This window comes from Caballeronia fortuita (genome assembly GCF_001544835.2).
Taxonomy (GTDB): Bacteria; Pseudomonadota; Gammaproteobacteria; order Burkholderiales; family Burkholderiaceae; genus Caballeronia; species Caballeronia fortuita.
In genome coordinates this window covers 106,474-126,270 of sequence record NZ_FCNX02000004.1, presented here as the reverse complement: position 1 = coordinate 126,270, position 19,797 = coordinate 106,474, and the positions used below count along the sequence as shown (strand labels likewise).

The 19,797-nt window shown below is 62.7% G+C and carries 19 protein-coding genes; 12 read left to right on the top strand and 7 right to left on the bottom strand.

All coding sequences use genetic code 11. The features are described from left to right. Positions 1-3 precede the first annotated feature (3 nt). Both AWB77_RS09615 and AWB77_RS09610 read left to right on the top strand, forming a co-directional pair. Entirely contained in the window at positions 4-1,050 is a 1,047-nt protein-coding gene (locus AWB77_RS09615; RefSeq protein WP_061134447.1) for a catalase, read from the top strand. 119 nt (positions 1,051-1,169) lie between these two features. Continuing rightward, positions 1,170-2,090, top strand: coding sequence for an AEC family transporter (locus tag AWB77_RS09610; protein ID WP_061134197.1), 921 nt, complete (start codon positions 1,170-1,172; stop codon positions 2,088-2,090). Between the two features lie 6 nt (positions 2,091-2,096). Here AWB77_RS09610 and AWB77_RS09605 read toward each other — a convergent pair whose 3' ends face one another. After that, positions 2,097-3,062: a LysR family transcriptional regulator gene (locus tag AWB77_RS09605; RefSeq protein WP_061134196.1), complete on the bottom strand. Its 966-nt coding sequence runs from the start codon at positions 3,060-3,062 to the stop codon at positions 2,097-2,099. Between the two features lie 304 nt (positions 3,063-3,366). Between AWB77_RS09605 and AWB77_RS09600 the strand changes: the two genes are divergently transcribed. The 6 genes from AWB77_RS09600 to AWB77_RS09575 all read left to right on the top strand — a co-directional run bounded on the left by AWB77_RS09600 (position 3,367) and on the right by AWB77_RS09575 (position 8,660). Beyond that, positions 3,367-3,858: a cupin domain-containing protein gene (locus AWB77_RS09600; RefSeq protein WP_061134446.1), complete on the top strand. Its 492-nt coding sequence runs from the start codon at positions 3,367-3,369 to the stop codon at positions 3,856-3,858. A 37-nt stretch (positions 3,859-3,895) separates the two neighbouring features. Beyond that, on the top strand, positions 3,896-4,891 hold the full coding sequence (locus tag AWB77_RS09595; RefSeq protein ID WP_061134195.1) for a hypothetical protein: 996 nt from the start codon (positions 3,896-3,898) through the stop codon (positions 4,889-4,891). 82 nt (positions 4,892-4,973) lie between these two features. Beyond that, positions 4,974-6,437 carry an aldehyde dehydrogenase family protein gene (locus AWB77_RS09590; RefSeq protein ID WP_061134444.1) on the top strand — a complete coding sequence of 488 codons (1,464 nt, stop codon included), beginning with the start codon at positions 4,974-4,976 and terminating at the stop codon, positions 6,435-6,437. A 32-nt stretch (positions 6,438-6,469) separates the two neighbouring features. Next, on the top strand, positions 6,470-7,525 hold the full coding sequence (locus AWB77_RS09585) for a maleylacetate reductase (protein ID WP_061134445.1): 1,056 nt from the start codon (positions 6,470-6,472) through the stop codon (positions 7,523-7,525). Beyond that, positions 7,522-8,340 (top strand): intradiol ring-cleavage dioxygenase, encoded by an 819-nt coding sequence (locus tag AWB77_RS09580; RefSeq protein ID WP_061134194.1) that lies wholly within the window; start codon positions 7,522-7,524, stop codon positions 8,338-8,340. The genes AWB77_RS09585 and AWB77_RS09580 overlap by 4 nt, the downstream gene beginning before the upstream one ends. Continuing rightward, on the top strand, positions 8,337-8,660 hold the full coding sequence (locus tag AWB77_RS09575; protein ID WP_061134193.1) for a Rieske (2Fe-2S) protein: 324 nt from the start codon (positions 8,337-8,339) through the stop codon (positions 8,658-8,660). Before AWB77_RS09580 ends, AWB77_RS09575 begins: the two co-directional genes overlap by 4 nt. Here the strand turns inward: AWB77_RS09575 and AWB77_RS09570 are convergent. From AWB77_RS09570 to AWB77_RS09545, 5 genes are all read right to left on the bottom strand, one after another. Then, positions 8,653-9,921, bottom strand: a complete 1,269-nt coding sequence (locus AWB77_RS09570) for a hypothetical protein (protein ID WP_244158508.1) — start codon at positions 9,919-9,921, stop codon at positions 8,653-8,655. The two genes, AWB77_RS09575 and AWB77_RS09570, sit on opposite strands and share 8 nt — an antisense overlap. A 300-nt stretch (positions 9,922-10,221) precedes the next feature. Beyond that, the gene (locus AWB77_RS09560; protein ID WP_061134190.1) at positions 10,222-10,965 is read right to left on the bottom strand and encodes a FadR/GntR family transcriptional regulator; all 744 of its coding nucleotides are present in this window, start codon (positions 10,963-10,965) and stop codon (positions 10,222-10,224) included. A gap of 32 nt (positions 10,966-10,997) precedes the next feature. Then, complete coding sequence (locus AWB77_RS09555; protein WP_061134189.1) at positions 10,998-11,813, bottom strand: ATP-binding cassette domain-containing protein; 816 nt, start codon at positions 11,811-11,813, stop codon at positions 10,998-11,000. After that, positions 11,813-12,823 carry an ABC transporter permease gene (locus AWB77_RS09550; RefSeq protein ID WP_061134188.1) on the bottom strand — a complete coding sequence of 337 codons (1,011 nt, stop codon included), beginning with the start codon at positions 12,821-12,823 and terminating at the stop codon, positions 11,813-11,815. Before AWB77_RS09550 ends, AWB77_RS09555 begins: the two co-directional genes overlap by 1 nt. Beyond that, positions 12,823-13,929, bottom strand: a complete 1,107-nt coding sequence (locus AWB77_RS09545) for a sugar ABC transporter substrate-binding protein (protein ID WP_061134443.1) — start codon at positions 13,927-13,929, stop codon at positions 12,823-12,825. The genes AWB77_RS09550 and AWB77_RS09545 overlap by 1 nt, the downstream gene beginning before the upstream one ends. A gap of 326 nt (positions 13,930-14,255) precedes the next feature. Between AWB77_RS09545 and AWB77_RS09540 the strand changes: the two genes are divergently transcribed. Beyond that, positions 14,256-15,998 (top strand): IlvD/Edd family dehydratase, encoded by a 1,743-nt coding sequence (locus AWB77_RS09540; protein WP_061134187.1) that lies wholly within the window; start codon positions 14,256-14,258, stop codon positions 15,996-15,998. 4 nt (positions 15,999-16,002) lie between these two features. On the opposite strand, the gene AWB77_RS09535 is transcribed toward AWB77_RS09540, so the two are convergent. After that, entirely contained in the window at positions 16,003-16,926 is a 924-nt protein-coding gene (locus AWB77_RS09535; protein WP_061134442.1) for a DMT family transporter, read from the bottom strand. An 87-nt stretch (positions 16,927-17,013) separates the two neighbouring features. On the opposite strand from AWB77_RS09535, the gene AWB77_RS09530 reads away from it, so the two are divergent. The 3 genes from AWB77_RS09530 to AWB77_RS09520 all read left to right on the top strand — a co-directional run bounded on the left by AWB77_RS09530 (position 17,014) and on the right by AWB77_RS09520 (position 19,772). Continuing rightward, positions 17,014-17,478, top strand: a complete 465-nt coding sequence (locus AWB77_RS09530; RefSeq protein WP_061134186.1) for a cupin domain-containing protein — start codon at positions 17,014-17,016, stop codon at positions 17,476-17,478. Positions 17,479-17,591: 113 nt separating this feature from the next. Then, entirely contained in the window at positions 17,592-18,056 is a 465-nt protein-coding gene (locus AWB77_RS09525; protein ID WP_061134185.1) for a MaoC family dehydratase, read from the top strand. Positions 18,057-18,137: 81 nt separating this feature from the next. Next, the gene (locus AWB77_RS09520; protein WP_061134441.1) at positions 18,138-19,772 is read left to right on the top strand and encodes an alpha/beta fold hydrolase; all 1,635 of its coding nucleotides are present in this window, start codon (positions 18,138-18,140) and stop codon (positions 19,770-19,772) included. The last annotated feature ends 25 nt before the right edge of the window (positions 19,773-19,797 follow it).

Below are 19,797 nucleotides of genomic sequence, written 5' to 3'. Positions count from 1 at the left end.
ATGATGAACTCCACTCAATCGGACAGCGGCGGCACCGGCTGGACCGACAAGCTCGACGACGCGGCCACGCTCGCGATGCTCGTCGAGGCGATCGGCGCACAGCAGGCCAGGCTCGCTGCGAGCAGTCACACGGGTCTCAACGGACAGATCGATCGGGCGCAGCATCAAAAGCAATTGCTCGGCGCAATTGGAACGATTCGGATAACGAATGATATTCCCCGGGCCGCGCGCTTTGGCCCGTTCGCGAAACCTCCGGCGACGTACCGTGTCGCATGCCGCATCTCCAACGGACAACCGTGCGCGCAAGCCGATACCGCGCCAGACGTTCGCGGCATCGCGCTCAAGTTCTTCACGGAAGAGGGCGTTGAAACCGATCTTCTGATGACGAACGAAGGCGGCCGTTCGCACGCGCGCAACGCGGTCCAGTTCATGGCGGTCGCCGATATCATCGTCGCGCTGCTTGCCGAAGGAACGGTGAGCGGCATCGCGCAGGGCTTGCGCGAGATGATGATGGCCAAGCTCGGGCCTGTCGAGGGCGCACGCATTCTCGGGGTTCTGCTCAAGGAAACGCGTGTGCATCACGTCGAAAGCGTGGCGACCGAGCATTACTGGGGATCGGTCGTGCAACTCGGGCAAGCGGCGATCAAGTACTCGCTGCATCCGCATCCGTCGACATCGCCTGGCACTAACGCGGAGCGGCACGGCGACAACTATTTGCGGGCGGATATCTTCAATCGTCTGGAGCAGGGGCCGGTGAAGTGGCAACTCGGCGTGCAGTTCTTCGTCGATGAAGAAGCGACGCCCGTCAACGATGCTTCGATCGCATGGAAAGCGGATGTCTTGACAATCGGTGAACTCGAACTCGATGCGCCGCCCGCGAATGATGTTGAAGCGCGCATCGACCGAATGGCCTTCAATCCGGCCAACGGCTTCGCGCCCCTCGGCATCACGCATGCACGCCGCGATGTCTATGCCGCGAGCGCGGCCAATCGCAAGGGACGCGGCGTGTTGTCGAGCGATGAAGCGCGCGCATTGCTCGACGCGCGGTAGCAGCGGGGCACTCGCGCGACTGCGCAAGATCGCACGTCGCGCGACGTTTTTCTCCGATAATGATGCCCACTCGGAAGCGGGCCCCATGCCCGCGCGCTGCATCGTTATCGGAGTTCGCCATGCATCTTGCCGGCATGATCCTTCCGATCTTTGCCATCATCCTCGTCGGATGGGTGGCGCGCGTGTCGGGCTACATGCCGCACGCACTGGCGCCGTCGCTGATGCGCTTCGCTTATTACGTCGCGATGCCCGCGCTGGTCTTCCTCACCATCGCCGACGAATCGCTTCATTCGTTGCTCGAATGGCGCTTTCTCGGGGCGTTCGGCGGGGGCTCGATGGTCTGCTTCGCCGCCGTGCTGCTCGCCGCGCGAATCGTTCGCGGCGCGAGCCTTGCGTCGAGCGCGATGCTCGCTGCCGCCGTTGCGATGACAAACACCGGCTTCGTCGCGCTGCCGATACTGAAGACGCTGTACGGCAAACCCGGCGTGCTCGCGGCGGCGGTCGCGACAGTGTTCGTCGGCGCCATCATGTTTCCCGTGCTCGTCGTGTTGATCGAGATCGGACGGATGGATGCGTCGCGCAAGATCGATGCGCTCGCGCTCATGCGCCAGATCGCAACCAACCCCGTGATTCTCGCGACAATCTGCGGACTGCTATGGTCGGTCGCAGGATTGACGATGCCCGCGCCGCTCGCATCGTTCCTGACGATACTCGGCGAAGCGCTGACGCCATGCGCGCTCTTCGCGATCGGCCTCGATTTGACGCTCGACGAATTGCGCGGACGCGTGAATCTGTATGCGCTTCTGACTGTGCTCAAGCTCGCCATCGTGCCGCTCGTCGTGTATGCGTTGTGTCTCGCGGTACGACTCGATCACACTGCGACGATTGCGGCAGTCGTTTGCGCCGCCGTGCCGACAGCGAAAAGCGCTTACGTGCTCGCATCGGAATACGATGTCGAGAAAGGCGTGGTCGGCGCGGTGATCTCCATGACCACGCTTCTTTCCATCTTCACGTTGCTCGCGTGGCTCTATGTCTTGTGAGCGCGCTCACACATCGCCGAGTTCTTCGTCGACATTGCGCTCTTCGTCGTCAGGCGGTGAGATGCCGAGCGCCTTGTCCCATTGCGGTTCGCTCAGATAGCGCTCGCGCAGGAAGTCGACGAAGGCTTTCACCTTGGTCGTCGAGCGGTGCGAAGTCGGATACACCGCCGACAGCCATAACGGCGGCGCAGCGTAATCGGGCAACACGCGCACGAGACGGCGCTCGAGCAGATCGCTCGCGGCGACCATCGTCGGCAGATAAACGACGCCCGCGCCGGCGCGCGCGAAATCGAGCAACAGATGCACGCTGTTGGTCTTCAGCACGGCATTGAGCGCGATTTCATAGCATTCGTTGCCTTTCATGAGCGGCCAGTTGTCGCCCCACGGATAGTGCGCATAGCGCGCGAAATCATGGCGCAGCAAATCGAGCGGCGTCTCGATGGCAGGCTCTTCCTTCAGATACGCGGGCGTCGCGCACAACACGCCGCGCACCGGAAAGAGCTTGCGTTCGACCAGAAGATTCGACGCGGGCGGATAGATCTGCAACGCGAGATCGAAGCCTTCCTGCACGGGATCGATCACGCGATCGTTCACCGTCACGACGAATTCGATACGCGGATGCGCCTCGCGAAACGCAATCAACGCTTGTGAGAAGTGCCCGAGCGCAAAGCCGGGCAGCACATGCACGTTGAGCGTGCCGCAAAGCGATTGCGTTTCGGGACTCGCGCGTCCCGACAACTCGTTCACCTTCGACACGAGCAGCAGGCAATCCTGATAGTACGATTCGCCGGCTTCGGAGAGCCGCACCGCGCGCGTCGAACGATGAAACAACGCCACGCCGAAGTGCTCTTCCAGTTGCTTCACGCGCGACGTGACGACCGATTTCGCCACGCCGAGTTGCCGCGCCGCGCTCGCGAAACTCTGCGCTTCGGCTGCGCGAACGAAGGCCTCCATCGACATGAAGAGGTCCATGCTTCCTCCTGGCATATCCCGCAACGGCGCTCTTCGTCATGTCTCCCATGATCGCGCGTGCCGCTATTCACGCGAGTATAGATGCGCCTGCACGTTCGATGGGTCGCCGTTCGCGAACGTCGCGTGTGAGGCAACACACATCGCTATCCGTCGCTCGCGCCGAAAAGCCCTGAAACTAGGTACTTTCCCTAGGACTGCAATCGAGCACGCATCGTTCGGCAAACGCGAACCTCGATTCATTGCGCGGCGACCCTCGCAGCCCTAATCTTGATTCAACGCATCGAACGCGGACATGGAGACAGACATGCAACAGACTCGACTCGGCAGCCTCGAAAGCTATCGCAAAGGCACCATCGAAATCATCAAGGGACAGGCCTCGAACTACGTGATGTCCAACGTGTTCGAAGTCGCGAGCCGTTCCGCGCCGTATGAAAAGGTGGTCGTCGGCAAGAACCTCAAGTACGTGATCGAAACGCTTCGCGCGGAAGGTTTGTCGCCTTGGTTCACGGCATCGCACGATGAATTCGCAGTCGCGCTCGACGGAGAAATCGACGTGCATTTCATCAAGCCGTCCGATGGCGCGCTCGTCGGCGAAGAGACGGAAGGCACGGTGAAGCTCGAAGGCGAGCCATCGGGCCAGAAGATGGGCTTCGTGCGTCTGCGTCGCGGGCATCAGGCGCTGCTGCCCGCGGGCGCGGCGTATCGCTTCGAAGCGCGAAGGACCGGCGTGCTGCTCGTGCAGACGATTCTCGGCGCGGCATCGGTCGAGAAGTGGGCCGATATCTGCATTCAATAAGCGCCGCGCGAACCCTCATTTTTCGGAGCACATCATCATGGATCAAGCCATCTTCCTGCAAAGCGTCGTCGCCACCGATCCCGACGCGACCACCGGTTATCGCACGTTCAAGCTGGGCGATTTCGAATTCAGCCGCGATGCTTACTTCGTCACCGTGAAGTGGCCGGCGCAAGGACAGACGCGTTCGCATCAGATGCACGCCGACGACTTTTTGCGGGCGATGATGCGCGATGTCGCGTGGGGTTTCTTCTACGGCTGGGTCAACTTCGACGAAGTGATCGGCACACGCAATCACTACGGCAAGGTCGACATGTATGCCGGCGCCTATAACGCGAGCTTCCGCGATGCAGGCGTCGACTACACGCAGCAGTTCGAAACGCCGATCATCATGGCGACCTTCAAGGCGATCCTGAAGGACTGGGTCAACGAAGGCTTCGATCCGTTCGCGGCGCCCGAGGAAACCGGCTCTGCGTTCGGCGCGAAGCACGGCGACAATATCGCGGCGATCGATCGCACGCGCATCGCGACGAAGCGCATGCCGGGCCTCGAAGGCGATTCGCCCTTGCGCGACGATTTCCCGGTGAATCGGCAGTTCGCGGACGTATCGCAGGACGAGCCGGAGATCCACGCGGAGCCTGGATTCGAAGGGCAGTTGCACGCGTTCAGCCTCTTCAAGTATCTGTCGCGCTCGGACGTGACGTGGAATCCGTCGGTCACGTCGGTGTGCAAGCAAAGTCTCTTTTGCCCGACGACCGAAGAGTTCGTGCTTCCGGTCTTTCATGGCAACGATCGCGTCGAGTGGTTCTTGCAGTTGTCGGATCAGATCATCTGGGATGTCGCCGACAAAGACACCGGCGAGCCGCGCGCACGCATCACGATGAACGCGGGCGATATCGCCGCGATGCCCGCCGACATCCGCCACAAGGGTTATTCGCAGAAGCGCTCGATGTTGCTCGTGTGGGAGAACGCGACGCCCGATCTGCCAAAGCGTTATGAAAGCGGCGAGCTGCCGCCGTATCCGGTCGCGCTTTGATCCCATCCCTTCGTTCGATACGACGCCGCGCAAGCAGCGTCGCCCGGAACGCTTCGCCTTCAATCTTCGACACGAGCATGACATGCAAACGCAACTCTTCATCGATGGCCGCTTCGTGCCCGCCCTGTCCGGCGAGACGCTCGCAACACTGAATCCGCACGACAACAGCGTGATCGCGCAAGTTTCGATGGCGGGCCGCGAGGACATCGATCGCGCGGTGCAAGCGGCAAAGAAAGCGTTTCCCGCGTGGAGCGCGATGGCCGCCGCGGATCGCGGACGCCTTCTGCTGAAACTCGCCGATGCGATCGAAGCGAACGCCGACGAACTCGCGCGCCTCGAATCGATGGACACGGGCCATCCGATCCGCGATACGCGCAATCTCGACGTGCCGCGCACCGCCGCCACATTCCGCTACTTCGGCGGCATGGCGGACAAGTTCGAAGGCTCGGTGATTCCGGTCGAAGCGGGCTTCCTCAACTATCTGACGCGCGAGCCCGTCGGCATCGTCGGGCAAGTGGTGCCGTGGAACTTTCCGCTGATGTTCACGAGCTGGAAGATGGCGCCTGCGCTCGCGGCGGGCAACTGCGTCGTGATGAAGCCGGCTGAACTCACGCCGTTGTCGAGCCTCGCGATCGCCGCGTTGATGGCCGAAGTCGGCTTTCCTGCGGGCGTCGTCAACGTGCTGCCGGGCCTCGGCCACATCGCGGGGCAATACATCGCGGAGCACCCGGAAATCGGCAAGGTGGCGTTCACCGGATCGACGGCCGTTGGCCGCAAGATCGTGCAGGCATCGAGCGGAAACCTGAAGAAAGTGCAACTCGAACTCGGCGGCAAGGGCGCGAACGTCGTGTTCAGCGACGCCAATCTCGATGCCGTCGTGCAAGGCTCCGCGTTCGGCATCTTTCACAACCAGGGGCAGGCGTGCATCGCGGCATCGCGCCTGATCGTGCACGAATCCATCGCCGATGACTTGCTCGAACGCTTCACGTCGCTCGCGCGCTCGATCCGCATCGGCGATCCGCTCGATCCGTCGACGGAGATGGGGCCGCTCACGTCGCAGATGCATCGCGACCGCGTGCTTTCATATGTCGATATCGCGCGCGAAGAGGGCGGACGTGTGCTCGCGGGCGGCAAGTCGCCGGACGCCGCCGCGCTCGCGAAGGGCTGCTATGTGGAGCCGACGATCGTGCAGGCGAAACCGACCGATCGCGTCGCGCAAGAGGAAGTGTTCGGGCCGTTCGTGACTGTCAGCACGTTCAGATCCGACGAAGAAGGACTCGCCATTGCCAACGGCACCGAATACGGCCTCGGCGCGGGACTATGGACGCGCGATCTGCAACGCGCGCATCTCTTCGCGCGTCGATTGAAAAGCGGCATGGTGTGGATCAACTGCTACAAGCGCGTGAGTCCGGGCTCGCCCTTCGGTGGTGTCGGCGCGAGCGGATATGGGCGCGAGATGGGCTTCGAAGTAATGCGCGAATATACTCAGGCGAAGTCGGTGTGGGTGAATGTCGACGCCAACATTCCGCCTTACTATCCACGTTGAACACGTCAAGCACGTTGAGCGCATACGAAATCATGCAATCGTTCGTTTATCAGGGTATGCCGTCGCGCGTGGTGTTCGGTGCGGGAAGCATCGAACATCTCGAACGCGAGATAGAACTTCTTGGCGCGCAACGCGCGCTCATTCTCTCGACGCCGCCGCAGCGCGATCAGGCCGAGGCGCTTGCCGAACGCATCGGGCATCGCGCGGCGGGCGTGTTCGCCGAAGCGGTGATGCACGTACCCGTCGAAACGGCGCGCGAGGCGCGCGACTATGCGCAGCGTATCGGTGCGGATTGCGCCATCGCGATCGGCGGGGGCTCGACGACCGGACTCGGCAAGGCGATCGCATTGACATCGTCGCTGCCGATACTCGCGGTGCCGACCACGTACGCAGGCTCGGAGATGACGCCCATCTACGGCCTCACCGAAGCGGGTCTCAAGAAGACCGGCCGCGACATGCGCGTGTTACCGAAGACCGTCATCTACGATTCGCAGCTCACGCTGTCGCTGCCCGTGCCGCTCTCGGTGACGAGCGGCATCAACGCGATTGCACACGCTGCCGAAGGTCTCTATGCGCAGGATGCAAATCCCGTCGTGAGCCTCATGGCCGAAGAAGGCATACGCGCGCTCGCGCAGGGCATCGGCCGCGTCGCCGCGCGCCCGGACGATCTCGAAGCGCGCAGCGATTGCCTTTATGGCGCGTGGCTGTGCGGCGCGGTGCTCGGCAGCGTCGGCATGTCGTTGCATCACAAGCTGTGTCATACGCTCGGCGGCACGTTCAATCTGCCGCATGCGGAAACGCATACCATCGTGTTGCCGCACGCGCTTGCGTATAACCGCGATGCCGCGCCCGACGCGATGAAGCGCATCGCGCGCGCACTTGGTTCGGACGACGCGGCGCGCGGCGCATTCGACCTCGCGCGCGCGAACGGCGCACCGACTGCGCTGAAGGACATCGGCATGAAGGAGAGCGATATCGAAATCGCCGTCGACATCGCGCTGAAAAGCCCGTACTGGAATCCGCGGCCCATCGAGCGCGCGCCGCTGCGCGCGTTGCTCGAAGCGGCTTACGAAGGACGACGACCATGAACGAATCACTCACGCAGTCCGTCACCGATTCATTTGCGCAATGCGCCGATGGGCGCACGAAGGAAATCGTCAGTGCGCTCGTGCGTCATCTGCATGCATTCGCGCGCGAAGTGAAGCTCACGCATGAGGAATGGCGACGCGGCATAGCGTTCCTCACCGCGACCGGCAAGAAATGCGATGGAATTCGGCAAGAGTTCATCCTGCTATCGGATACGCTGGGGCTTTCGATCGTACTCGACGACATCAACCAGCATCACGACGAACACGCGACCGAAAGCAGCCTGCTAGGTCCGTTCTATCGCGATGGCGTGAAGGAATCGGCGTTCGGCGCGAACATCGCGCAAAGCGATGGCGAGCCGGTGTTCTTTCATGGCACGGTGAGCGACGTTCACGGCAAGCCCGTTGCGGATGCGCTCATCGAAGTGTGGCAGACCGCGCCGAACGGCATGTACGAGGGTCAAGACCCGGATCAGCCGGAAGGCAATCTGCGCGGACGCTTTCGCACGAACGCCGAGGGCGCGTATGCGTTTCATTCGATCAAGCCGACGAGCTATCCGATTCCCACCGATGGCCCCGTCGGTCAGATGCTCGTTGCAACTGGACGTCATCCGATGCGGCCCGCGCATATCCACTTTCGCATCGACGCGCATGGCTACGAACCGCTCACGACCGCGCTCTACTCTTCTGACGATCCCTACGTGAAGTCGGACGCGGTCTTTGGCGTAAAGCCTTCGCTCGTCATCGAGTATGTGCCTGGCAAGGAAGGCTACGACGCCGCGCGCGATTTCGTGCTGATTCCACGGGAGCGAGCGTGAGCACCGATGTCTGCGCGCTGCACGACATTCCCGATGGCGGCGGCTTCGAAGCCGCACCTTCCGTGCTCTTGCTGCGACGCGGCGCGCAAGCCTGGGCGTATCGCAACGTCTGCCCGCACTTTTCCATTCCGCTCAATTACGAGCCCGGCGCGTTCTGGACTTACGAAGGCGCGCTTCTGATGTGCGCGCATCACAGCGCGATGTTTCGCTTCGAGGACGGCGTTTGCGTCGATGGACCGTGCCTCGGCGCGAGCCTGCGGCGCATTCCGATTCGCGTCGAACATGGCCGCGTGGTGATCGAAGACGCCGACCTTACATAGGATGCGCGGCGACGAAATTCTTGTATGCGGTATAGGCCGGCTTTTGCGTGAAGCCATCGTTCTTCAGCAAGCCGAACGCGCCTTCGCCGCCGACCGGATCGTCGTATAGCTCGTAGCTTTGAATCGATTCGATGTCATACGTCGATGCAAGCGCGACGAACTGAGCCATCATCAGATTGCCGACGAGATAGGACGCGATCTGCTGATCCGTGCCGTAGTTCGGGCGCACACCGAACTCATTGATCCAGATCGGCTTGCCGAGTGACTTCAGTTCGGCGAGCACGTTATGACAGCCGGTGCCGCCGCATGCGTTGGTGATGTCGCCCTGTTCCGAGTACCAGTGCCACGCGGTGATGTCCCAGTCGACAACCGGATGCCCAATGCTGCCATCCGGCTCCATGCCCGCCGCGAGCATCTTCTGGAAGCCATAGTGCAGCCACGTGCCGCCGCCCATGATGATCTTGCCCGACGTATCCACGGACCTGATGCCCGCGATCATGCCGCGAATGACGCCGCGCAAGACCCTGAACTTCGTCAGATCGAACTGCTGCGGATAGACGCCATCGACATTGCCGATGAGCAATTCCGCTTCCATCTCGTTCGTGACCTCGTAGTACGGATAGCGGCGCGAGTTCGCCGTCTGCTGGCCGAGCGCGAAGCCGGCGTTATACGCGACGGTTTCATTGGCGAACGTATTGATGCTCGACAGGATCACCGGATAGATGGTGACGCCGCCGGCCGCCATCGTCTGCGCAATACCCGCGAGCTTGGTCGCCGTGTGCTGGTCATACACCTCGTTGCGATAGAGCTTTGCGCCGAGATCCTGCAATTGCGAAAGCTGAAGCGCGGGGCTGGAGATATCGTATGCGCCGCCTTCGTTGTTGTGGCCGTTCACGCCATAAAAGAGGCGGGCGGTCGAAGGCGGCGTGATGATGCTGCCCGGGTTCGAAGCCGCGTCGGGCGCGCTGGCTGAAGGCACGCTGACAGCAGGCGCACTGTCGGCTGGCGAGGAAGTGCCGTTGCTCACGTTGGGAGACGGGCTCGTCGTGATCTTCGACGTTCCCGAATCCGCTGCCGGCGCACTCACGCCGGACGCGGACGTGCCGCCGCTTTGCGTGACATTCGCGGATGAAGCGGTGTCGCCGCCGCCGCCACTGCCGCCACATGCGGCGAGCAGCACGCTCGTGGCTGCTGCGAGCGTGACGGCTTTGAATCGGCTGAAGCGCAGGGCCGGAAGGCGGGTTTGAACAAAGTTCGTCATGTCGATACGCACTACTGAATGGTCAACATCGCTGTCCACGAAGTAGGCGCACGTTTCACGAGTCGTCCGGACGAGCGCGGACGGACCGATAACGGACCTTCATCCCGCGTCGGACGCAGGGATGGTGGATTGCTCGTCGATTAACCCCGGTGAGCGGCCCGTGAGCGGGCGCCGATGAAAGCAGGGGGCGAAGAGGAGACCGCGTCGATGCCGGTCTCTATAGGGTTTACGGCGAGGTTGGACGGGACTTGAACGAATTTCGTCCGAAGCAAACGTTGCGATGCTGCGGATCGGAAATCTTTACCCCGACAACGGACGCTCTGGTTCGAGCGCAGCGCCGCCAAGGATCGATGTCGCGTCGGCGCGCGCGTTATCGAGCTGCACGACGCTTGCCTGACGTGCCGCGAGTGCGTCGCGGTTCGCGATCGCAGTGTAGATCGCCTTGTGACGCGGCAATGACAGCGCGTGCGTGTTGGGATGACGGCTCGTGAGCTTGATCGATTCGCTGAGCGCGAGCGACAGCATGTTGCCGATATACGCGAGCATGTCGTTGTGCGTGGCCGTCATGATGGCGCGATGAAAAGCGAGGTCGGGATCGAGCAGATCGGCGGCGGTTGGCGCGTCTTCCATGCGCTCGTAGGCCGCCCCGATGCGCGCGATGTCTTCATCCGTGGCGGAAATCGCCGCGAGCGCGGCCGCGGCCGGTTCGATGATCTGGCGCACGGTCATCAACGAGCGGAAGAACTCGCCTTCGGGAAGATGACTGATGGTCCACACGAGCACGTCGGGGTCGAGCATGTGCCACTCGGCGCGCGCGCGCACGACGCTGCCCACGCGCGGCTTCGACACGACGAGCCCCTTCGCGACGAGCACGCGCGTCGCCTCGCGCAACACCGGGCGGCTCACGCCATAGCTTTCGCAGAGCGTGGGTTCGGCCGGCAGCCGCTCGCCCGGCGCGATGCCGCCGCTCACGATCAGCATGCCGAGCTCCTGCACGATGCGTCCGTGCATGCTCTTGCGTTGCCTGGGGTTGCGGTAGTCCATGACGCGCGCGCTTCTATCGCTTCTGCCGGCGCTTATTGAGCGGTCGTCGCGCGCATCGCCCGATATTCCCGCCGCACGATATCCATCAGCTCCGCGACCGACGTGTTCGCGCTTCGTTGCTCGTAAGTCACGCGTCCGCGCTGCATCAACATGATGCGATCCGCGATGTCGAGCGTTTGCGCATAGTTGTGCATGATCATGATGATCGAGAGGCCGCCTTTCTCCTTCAAACGCATCACGAGATCGATGATGAGTGCGGCCTCGCGCGCGCCCATCGCGGCGAGCGGCTCGTCGAGCAGCAGGATCTTCGCGTTCGAATGCACGGCGCGCGCCACGGCGATCGCCTGACGCTGACCGCCCGACAGACGCTCCACGGGAAGATCGACGGACGGCACGTGCACGCCGATATCCTCGAGCAACTGCGCGGCGCGCTCGCGCATCTGCTTGTGATCGACAAGACGCAATACGCGGCCCGGCCCGCGGCGCACGATCTCACGATTGAGGAACATGTTGTGATAGATCGACAATGAGTTCGCGAGCGCGAGATCCTGATACACACATTCGATGCCGAGCGCGCGCGCATGATCGACGGACTTGAGCAGCGTCTCCTCGCCGTGCACATGCAAGGTGCCCGTGGTCTGCTGATGAAAGCCCGTGAGTATTTTCACGAGCGTCGACTTGCCCGCGCCATTGTCGCCGAGAATGCCGAGAATCTCGCCTTTGCCGAGCGTGAGCGATACACCATCGAGCGCGGTGACCGCGCCGAAGCGCTTGACGATCTTGTCGCCGCGCAGCGCAAGATTGGCGGGATCGACGTTCACGACGGGAGCCGTTTGCGGTTCTGCCATCACCGTGCCCCCTTGCGGCGAATGCGGCCGACGTGAATATTGAAGATCATCGCGGCGAGAATCGCGGCGCCGAGAATGATGTTGAAGGTGAACGCGTTGATGCCGATGAGCGTGAAGCCGTCGCTCAGGATGCCGAGCACCGCCGCGCCGAGCAGCCCGCCCACGATCGTGCCCGAGCCGCCCGTCAAAGGCGTGCCGCCGATCACGGCTGCGGCGACAGCGAGGAACATGATCTGATTGCCGCCCGCTTGAGGATCGATCGACGTGATGCGAAAGCTCTCGAGAATGCCCGTGAAGCCTGCAAGCACGGCCGCGAGCACGAAGTTACCGAGCCGCAGGCGGTTCACGCGTATGCCCGCTTCGCTCGCGCCGAGGCCGTTCGCGCCCGCCGCCTGCGTATGCAGGCCCCAACGCGTGTGCCGCAACAGCACGTGCATGACGAACGCGATCGCCACGGTCCAGATGATTTCGCTGTAGCCCCACGCACCCATCACGGCGGCGAATTCGGGCGAGCCCGGCGTTGCGGCGGGCGTGCCGCGCGAGACGGTCAACGTGATGCCGTTGATCAGAAAGAGCGTGCCCAATGTCGTCACGAAAGAAGGCAGGCGCAGAAAGACCGTCACCGCGCCATTCACGAAGCCGATGATCGATGCGGCGACGAGACCCGCGATCACCGCAAGCCACATCGGCGCGCCCGCATCGCTCGCGAAGACCATCATGAACGGCGCGAATGCGAAGACCATGCCCGCCGACAGATCGATGTCGCCACCGATCATGAGCATGATCTCGCCGAACGCGATGATCGCGACCGGCGCGACATACTGCGAGAGGTTGACGAGGCTCGCGTTACTAAACAGGAAGTCGTGATTGACGAACTGAAAGTAAGTCGCGAGCAGCACGGCCACGAGCAGGATGCGCAACTCGGGCGCCCAATGCGACGCCCACGCACCGCGCGGACTGGCGATCCGCGGGGACGGGGTTGCTTTACGAGGTTCGTTCACTGTGTTCATCAGGATTTGATCGCGCCTTTCATAGGCACGATCTGCGGCTTGGTGGTCTTGCCCTCATAGCGCGTCGACGTGTTGAGATACGGCTCGACCGTATCCTTCGTCACGAACTTGAGACCGGTGTTGATGTTCGCCGGCCCGACGAGCCCGCCCGATGCGAGGAACACGAACGCTTCCATCACCGTGTAGAAGCCCTGCACGTACGGCTGTTGATCGATGGTGAAGTCGAGGAAGCCTTCGTGGATGAGCTGGATCGTCTGCGGCAACAGATCGAAGCCGCCGCCGTGCACGCCCTTCGAAGGCAGATTCGATTCCTTCATCACTTGCGCGACGCCTTGCGTGCTGCCTGCATCGACGGCGAACATGCCTTTCAGGTCCTGATGGCCGAGATAGAACGACTTGATCTTCGACAGTTCTTCGTTGACGGTCGCGCCCGTGGCCACGGTTTGAATGTCGATCTTCTTGCCGGACTTCTTGATCGCATCGCTCGCGCCGTCCAGACGCGGCTGAATGTTCAACTGTCCCGGCGTCGCGATGAAGAGCGCGACCATGCCGCTGTCGATCATGCTCGCGATGCGCTCACCCATCTGATAACCCGACAGATACAGGTCCTGTCCGATGTAAGCGAGCCGCGGACTCGTCTTGCCGCGCGGCGCGTCCGCGTTGTAAGCGAATACGGGAATGCCGGCATCGAGCGCGGCCTGGATCGGCTTGTCGAATGCGTTCGGATCGACGATAGGCACGGCGATCGCATCGGCTTTCGCGGCGATCGCGGAATTCACCGCGCGCACCATTTCGCCCGCATCGGACGTGGCGGAGCCGGTCCATTGATAGTCCATGCCGAACATCGAGCACGCATCCTGAATGCCGTATTGCGTCGGCACGAAGAAGGGGTTCGTCGTCACATGATTGACGAACACGATCTTCCATTTCTTGTGCTGCGGAAACGCTGCTTCGGCCGCCTGCGCGGCCGAGATCAAACCGCCGCCGCCGGTGACGCCGCCCAAGAGCGACAGTGCCGCGCCGAGTCCCGCGCCCTGCATGATGCCGCGCCGGCCCGCACTGATGAGGCTGCCGTCTTTTGCATCGTCATCCCGATTCTGCGCCATGTGTTCCTCCGGTCTCTTCTTCGTTGGTCGATAGGTCGACTCATCGTCGATCACGTTCAGATACTGGGCTTTCACACATGTCACCGGCGCGCGGCTTTCATGGTTGAAAGAACGAACGCGACGATGACGATGCGAACTGTATGCGAGAGGGCGATTCGGATGCGCGGCGTTTTGAACTAGTAATTGGGATACGTGAAGCCTGCGCGCTGACTTCAATAGACAAACTATATGCAGAGTGTTTTGACGTTTCGATTAGCGTTTTCCCGGTACGTGTTGTCGATATAGTCATGCTATTTATAGGTCTTTCTCGCAGAGTGAGCAAAGCCATGAGCGCCCCTAAACCGAAGCTCCGTTCGGCAGCGTGGTTCGGCACCGCCGACAAGAACGGCTTCATGTACCGGAGCTGGATGAAGAATCAGGGCATTCCGGATCACGAGTTCGCGGGCAAGCCGATCATCGGCATATGTAATACGTGGTCCGAACTAACGCCGTGCAATTCGCACTTCCGCAAGCTCGCTGAGCATGTGAAGCGCGGCGTGTTCGAAGCGGGCGGATTCCCGGTCGAGTTTCCGGTGTTCTCCAACGGCGAATCGAACCTGCGGCCCACCGCGATGTTGACGCGCAATCTCGCGAGCATGGACGTCGAAGAAGCGATACGCGGCAATCCCGTCGATGCGGTCGTGCTGCTCGTCGGCTGCGACAAGACCACGCCCGCGCTGCTGATGGGTGCGGCGAGCTGCGACGTGCCCGCGATCGTCGTCTCGGGCGGCCCGATGCTGAACGGCAAGCACGAAGGGCGCGACATCGGCTCGGGCACGGTCGTGTGGCAACTGAGCGAGCAGGTGAAGGCGGGCAAGATCTCGATTCACGAGTTCATGTCGGCGGAAGCGGGCATGTCGCGTTCGACGGGCACCTGCAACACGATGGGCACCGCATCGACGATGGCGTGCATGGCCGAAGCGCTCGGCGTCACGCTGCCGCATAACGCCGCGATTCCGGCCGTCGATTCGCGTCGATACGTGCTCGCGCATCTGTCGGGCATGCGTATCGTCGAAATGGCGCTGGAGGACGTGCGTCTGTCGAAGCTGCTCACGCGCGAAGCCTTCGAGAATGCGATTCGCGCGAACGCGGCCATCGGCGGATCGACGAATGCGGCCATCCATCTGAAGGCGATCGCGGGGCGCATCGGCGTGAAGCTCGAACTCGACGACTGGACGCGCATCGGTCGCGGCACGCCGACGCTCGTCGACTTGCAGCCGTCGGGGCGCTTCCTCATGGAAGAGTTCTATTACGCGGGCGGCTTGCCTGCCGTATTGCGGCGACTCGGCGAAGCGAAGCTGATTCCGCATCCCGATGCGCTCACCGCAAATGGCCGCACGCTCTGGGAGAACGTGAAGGAAGCGCCGCTCTACAACGACGAAGTGATTCGTCCGCTCGACAAACCGCTCGTCGCGGATGGCGGATTGTGCGTGCTGCGCGGCAATCTCGCGCCGAACGGCGCGGTGCTGAAGCCATCGGCGGCGACGGCTTCGTTGCTGAAACATCGCGGGCGCGCGGTCGTGTTCGAGAATTTCGACGACTACAAGCGCCGTATCGCCGATCCCGATCTCGACGTCACGGCGGACTCCGTGCTCGTGATGAAGAACTGCGGACCGAAGGGTTATCCGGGCATGGCGGAAGTCGGCAACATGGGCTTGCCGCCGAAGCTGCTCGCGCAAGGCGTGACCGACATGGTGCGCGTCTCCGATGCGCGCATGAGCGGCACGGCGTACGGCACCGTCGTGCTGCACGTCGCGCCCGAAGCGCGCGCGGGCGGGCCGCTTGCGATCGTGCGCGATGGCGACTTCATCGAACTCGATTGCGATAACGGCGTGCTGCGCATCGACATCGACGACAATGAAATCCGCGCGCGCCTCGATGCGTGGCATGCGTCGAAGAGCGACATCCCCGAGGATAAAACGGGTTATCGCAAGCTATATGTGGAGCATGTGCTGCAAGCCGACGAAGGCTGCGACTTCGACTTTCTCGTCGGATGCCGTGGCGCGGAAGTGCCGAAGCACTCGCACTGACGCATCATTTGCGCGGGTTCCACGTTGCAATCGCGACGCCCGATACCGCGACGCCCATCGCCCACCATGCCGCCGCCGGCAACACTTCGCCGAGAAAGAAGTACGACAGCACGGCGGCGGCGGGCGGCACGAAGAAGAACAGCGACGCGACTTGCGAAACCTTGCCCGCGCGCGTCATTGCCAGCAGCAGCGTGATCGCGATCAATGAATTGCCGATGACGAGATACGCGAGCGTCGCGATGAGCGTGGGCGTCCATTGCACTTGCGTGTGCTCGAAGAGCAGCGCCATCGGCGCGCAGAACACGAAGCCCACGCTGTATTGCACGAGGTTCGATGTCACCGGATCCTGCGCGGTGCCCAGACGCTTTTCATAGAGCATTGCGCCCGTGATGCCGATGAGCGCGCCGATTGCGAGCAGCACAGGCCCGAGCGCTTCCGCATGCAGCGTCCCGCGGGCGACGATCACGCCCGCCGCGCCCGCGAGCCCGAGCAGCAAGCCAATCCATCTGCGCACGCCGATGCGCTCGCCGACGAACTGCGGCGCGAGCACGCCGACGAGTATCGGCTGCAAGGACACGATCAGCGCGAGCACGGAGGTCGCGATGCCCGCCGTCATCGACAGATAGCTGAGTCCGAAGTACATCACCTGCACGAGAAAGCCGACGACGCCGAGATGCAGCCACGCGCGCGCATTGCGCGGCCATTGCGGACGCTTCACGGCGCACACCGCGAGCAGCACGCCGACGCTCAATGCGAAACGTATCGCGAGAAACGTCAACGGCGACGCGTAATGCAAACCGGTCTTCGCGATCGGGAAGCCTGCGGACCAGAGAAGCAGAAAGAGAATCGGGCCGCCTGTCGTGAGCCAGCGTCGTTCTCGTTGCGTGCTGCTGTCTTCCTGCCGTTCGATGTGCGGCGCCTGCGCCATGTTCGCGTCCTTGTTCGATGCAGCGAAAGTATCCGATTGTAGTGAAGTGTGCGACATTCATCGCTTCAATCGATACGTGAGCCCGCCATGCCGAAGATCGATCTTGCCGCCGTGCCCGAGGAAAAAGGCTCGGGATACCCGCCGCCCTTCGATGCGCCGTGCGCCAACCGCATCCGTCAACGTCTCGGCGATGCGGCAAGCCTCACCGATTTCGGCGTCAATCTCATGCGCCTGCCGCCGGGCGGATGGTCGAGCCAGCGTCACTGGCATTCGCACGAAGACGAGTTCGTGCATGTGCTCGAAGGCGAACTCGTGCTGATCGAAAACGAAGGCGAAACCATCCTGCGCGCGGGCGACAGCGCGGCGTTCCGCAAGGGAACGGGCAACGGCCATCACATGATTAACCGTTCGGAGAACACTGCGGTATATCTAGAAGTCGGCAGCCGCGTATATGACGATCTCACTACCTGTTCCGATGTCGACATGATCAGCGCCAACGCCGATGGCCGCTTCGTCCACAAGGACGGGACGCCCATCGCGCCGGATCGCTGAGTTCATCGCAACGTGCGCCCCTCTCTCTGCGAGAGGGGCGGCGTGCGCGCGTTCTCCGTATTCTTCGCTATCACATTACGCGGCGCGCGGTCGCCGCATCGCGAGGCAACAGCATGAGCACCATCGGATACAGCATGGCGACGATCGACGCCTTCGTCGGCCGCGAACTGGGCGTGTCGGACTGGATCGTCGTCGATCAGTCGCGCATCGAAACCTTCGCGCACTGCACCGGCGACACGCAATGGATCCACGTCAACGAAGAGCGCGCGAAACGCGAGAGCCCGTTCGGCGGAACGATCGCGCACGGCTATCTGACGCTCTCGCTGCTCGCGACGCTTTCGGTCGAAATCGGCCTGATTCCGGCAGACGCGTCCGCTGCGCTGAACTACGGGCTCGACAAGGTGCGCTTCATGACGCCGGTGCGATCCGGCGCGCGCGTGCGTTGCCGCGTGGTGCTGAGTTCGGTGGAACGGAAGGCCGGCGGCCGCATTCTCGTGAAGACGGACAGTGAACTGGAGATAGAAGGCGAGGAGAAGCCGGCGCTGATCGCGCAGACGCTCGCGATGCTCGTCGCATGAACGCGGCGTTCGAAGGAGACGGAAGTGAAGGTGGAGAAGTTCAACGAAAACGGCGGCCTCACGGCCAGCGCAACGGACGGCATGCTCGGGCCCAATCCGTTCGTCGGATTACGTGTGACCGACATGTTCGCCGCCGCCGGGCAGATCGGCGCGCAGGCGATGTTGCATCCCGCGTTGCTGATGAGTCAGACCACGTCGCTCGTGCGTGATCTCGCATCGGCGCTTATCGGCGAGGAAGCATGCACACCGGAGAAAGGCGACAAGCGTTTCGCCGATCCGGCGTGGCGCGAACAGACGCTGTATCGCGCGACGTTGCAGGGCTATCTGGCATGGCGCAACGCGCTCGCGGGCTTCGTCGAACGCTCGGCGCTCGACGGTCCGAACAAGGAGCGCGCGCAATTCGCGATGTCCCTCATGACCGATGCGCTCGCGCCGACCAACACGCTCGCGGGCAATCCGGCCGCACTCAGGAAGCTCGTGCAATCGCGCGGTGCGAGTGCCGTCGCGGGTATGCGCAACATGCTCGCCGATACGATCGGCAACAAGGGCATGCCGTCGCAGGTCGACAAGCACGCGTTTCGCGTCGGCGGCAATCTCGCGACGACGGCCGGCGCGGTCGTGTTCCGCAACGAAGTGCTCGAACTCATCCAGTACGCGCCAGCGACGGCGAAGGTCCGCGCGCGTGCGCAACTCATCGTGCCGCCGCAGATCAACAAGTTCTATATCTTCGATCTGTCGGCGGGCAAGAGCATCGTCGAATATCTGGTGAAGAGCGAGTTTCAGGTGTTCGCCGTGAGCTGGCGCAATCCGGCCGAAGCGCAGCGCGACTGGAACATGGACACGTATGTCGCCGCGCTCATCGAAGCGATCGACGCGGTGCGCGACATCACCGGCCACGCGGACGTGAATCTGCACGGCGCATGCTCCGGCGCAATGACGATCTCCGCGCTGCTCGGCCATCTCGCGGCGCGCGGCGACAAGACGGTGCACGCGGCCACGCTGATGGTCGCGGTGCTGGACAGCTTGTCGGAATCGCAGCTCGGTCTCTTCACGACGCCCGAAGCCGTCGAACTCGCCAAGCGCAACAGCCGCGCAAAGGGCGTGCTGCCGGGCGAGGACATGGGCCGCGTGTTCGCATGGATGCGTCCGAACGACCTCGTCTGGAGCTTCTGGATCAACAACTATCTGATGGGCGAAGCGCCGCCCGCCTTCGACATTCTCTACTGGAACAACGACGCGACACGCCTGCCCGCGAAACTGCACGGCGACTTGCTCGACATCTTCACGCGCAACCTGTTCAGCGCGCCGGGCAAGCTGACGGTGCTCGGCAAGAACGTCGATCTGTCGAAAGTCAGTTGCGATACGTATGTCATGGCTGGCATGACGGATCACATCACGCCGTGGAAGGGCGTCTACGGCACGGCGCGCGCGTTCGGCGGCAAGACGCGATACGTGCTGAGTTCGAGCGGTCATATCCAGAGCCTCATCAATCCGCCGGGCAATCCGAAAGCGAAGTTCTTCCATAACGACGCACTTCCCGACGACCCCGACGCATGGCTCGCCGGCGCGCGTGCCGAAGCGGATTCGTGGTGGACCGACTGGCGCGCATGGCTCGCCGAACGTTCGGGCGAATTGCGCCCCGCGCCGCGCGCGCTGGGCAACCGGCGGCACAAGCGTCTCGCCGATGCGCCGGGCACGTACGTCGTCGAACGTTGATTCGAAGCGGTCTTGCGGCATTCAC

What these genes read in the sequence shown, in the direction of transcription:
- AWB77_RS09615 (WP_061134447.1), top strand. Translation starts at nt 4, where the DNA reads ATGAACTCCACTCAATCGGACAGCGGCGGCACCGGCTGGACCGACAAG.
- AWB77_RS09610 (WP_061134197.1), top strand. Translation starts at nt 1,170, where the DNA reads ATGCATCTTGCCGGCATGATCCTTCCGATCTTTGCCATCATCCTCGTC.
- AWB77_RS09605 (WP_061134196.1), bottom strand. Translation starts at nt 3,062, where the DNA reads ATGGACCTCTTCATGTCGATGGAGGCCTTCGTTCGCGCAGCCGAAGCG.
- AWB77_RS09600 (WP_061134446.1), top strand. Translation starts at nt 3,367, where the DNA reads ATGCAACAGACTCGACTCGGCAGCCTCGAAAGCTATCGCAAAGGCACC.
- AWB77_RS09595 (WP_061134195.1), top strand. Translation starts at nt 3,896, where the DNA reads ATGGATCAAGCCATCTTCCTGCAAAGCGTCGTCGCCACCGATCCCGAC.
- AWB77_RS09590 (WP_061134444.1), top strand. Translation starts at nt 4,974, where the DNA reads ATGCAAACGCAACTCTTCATCGATGGCCGCTTCGTGCCCGCCCTGTCC.
- AWB77_RS09585 (WP_061134445.1), top strand. Translation starts at nt 6,470, where the DNA reads ATGCAATCGTTCGTTTATCAGGGTATGCCGTCGCGCGTGGTGTTCGGT.
- AWB77_RS09580 (WP_061134194.1), top strand. Translation starts at nt 7,522, where the DNA reads ATGAACGAATCACTCACGCAGTCCGTCACCGATTCATTTGCGCAATGC.
- AWB77_RS09570 (WP_244158508.1), bottom strand. Translation starts at nt 9,921, where the DNA reads ATGACGAACTTTGTTCAAACCCGCCTTCCGGCCCTGCGCTTCAGCCGA.
- AWB77_RS09560 (WP_061134190.1), bottom strand. Translation starts at nt 10,965, where the DNA reads ATGGACTACCGCAACCCCAGGCAACGCAAGAGCATGCACGGACGCATC.
- AWB77_RS09555 (WP_061134189.1), bottom strand. Translation starts at nt 11,813, where the DNA reads ATGGCAGAACCGCAAACGGCTCCCGTCGTGAACGTCGATCCCGCCAAT.
- AWB77_RS09550 (WP_061134188.1), bottom strand. Translation starts at nt 12,823, where the DNA reads ATGAACACAGTGAACGAACCTCGTAAAGCAACCCCGTCCCCGCGGATC.
- AWB77_RS09545 (WP_061134443.1), bottom strand. Translation starts at nt 13,929, where the DNA reads ATGGCGCAGAATCGGGATGACGATGCAAAAGACGGCAGCCTCATCAGT.
- AWB77_RS09540 (WP_061134187.1), top strand. Translation starts at nt 14,256, where the DNA reads ATGAGCGCCCCTAAACCGAAGCTCCGTTCGGCAGCGTGGTTCGGCACC.
- AWB77_RS09535 (WP_061134442.1), bottom strand. Translation starts at nt 16,926, where the DNA reads ATGGCGCAGGCGCCGCACATCGAACGGCAGGAAGACAGCAGCACGCAA.
- AWB77_RS09530 (WP_061134186.1), top strand. Translation starts at nt 17,014, where the DNA reads ATGCCGAAGATCGATCTTGCCGCCGTGCCCGAGGAAAAAGGCTCGGGA.
- AWB77_RS09525 (WP_061134185.1), top strand. Translation starts at nt 17,592, where the DNA reads ATGAGCACCATCGGATACAGCATGGCGACGATCGACGCCTTCGTCGGC.
- AWB77_RS09520 (WP_061134441.1), top strand. Translation starts at nt 18,138, where the DNA reads ATGCTCGGGCCCAATCCGTTCGTCGGATTACGTGTGACCGACATGTTC.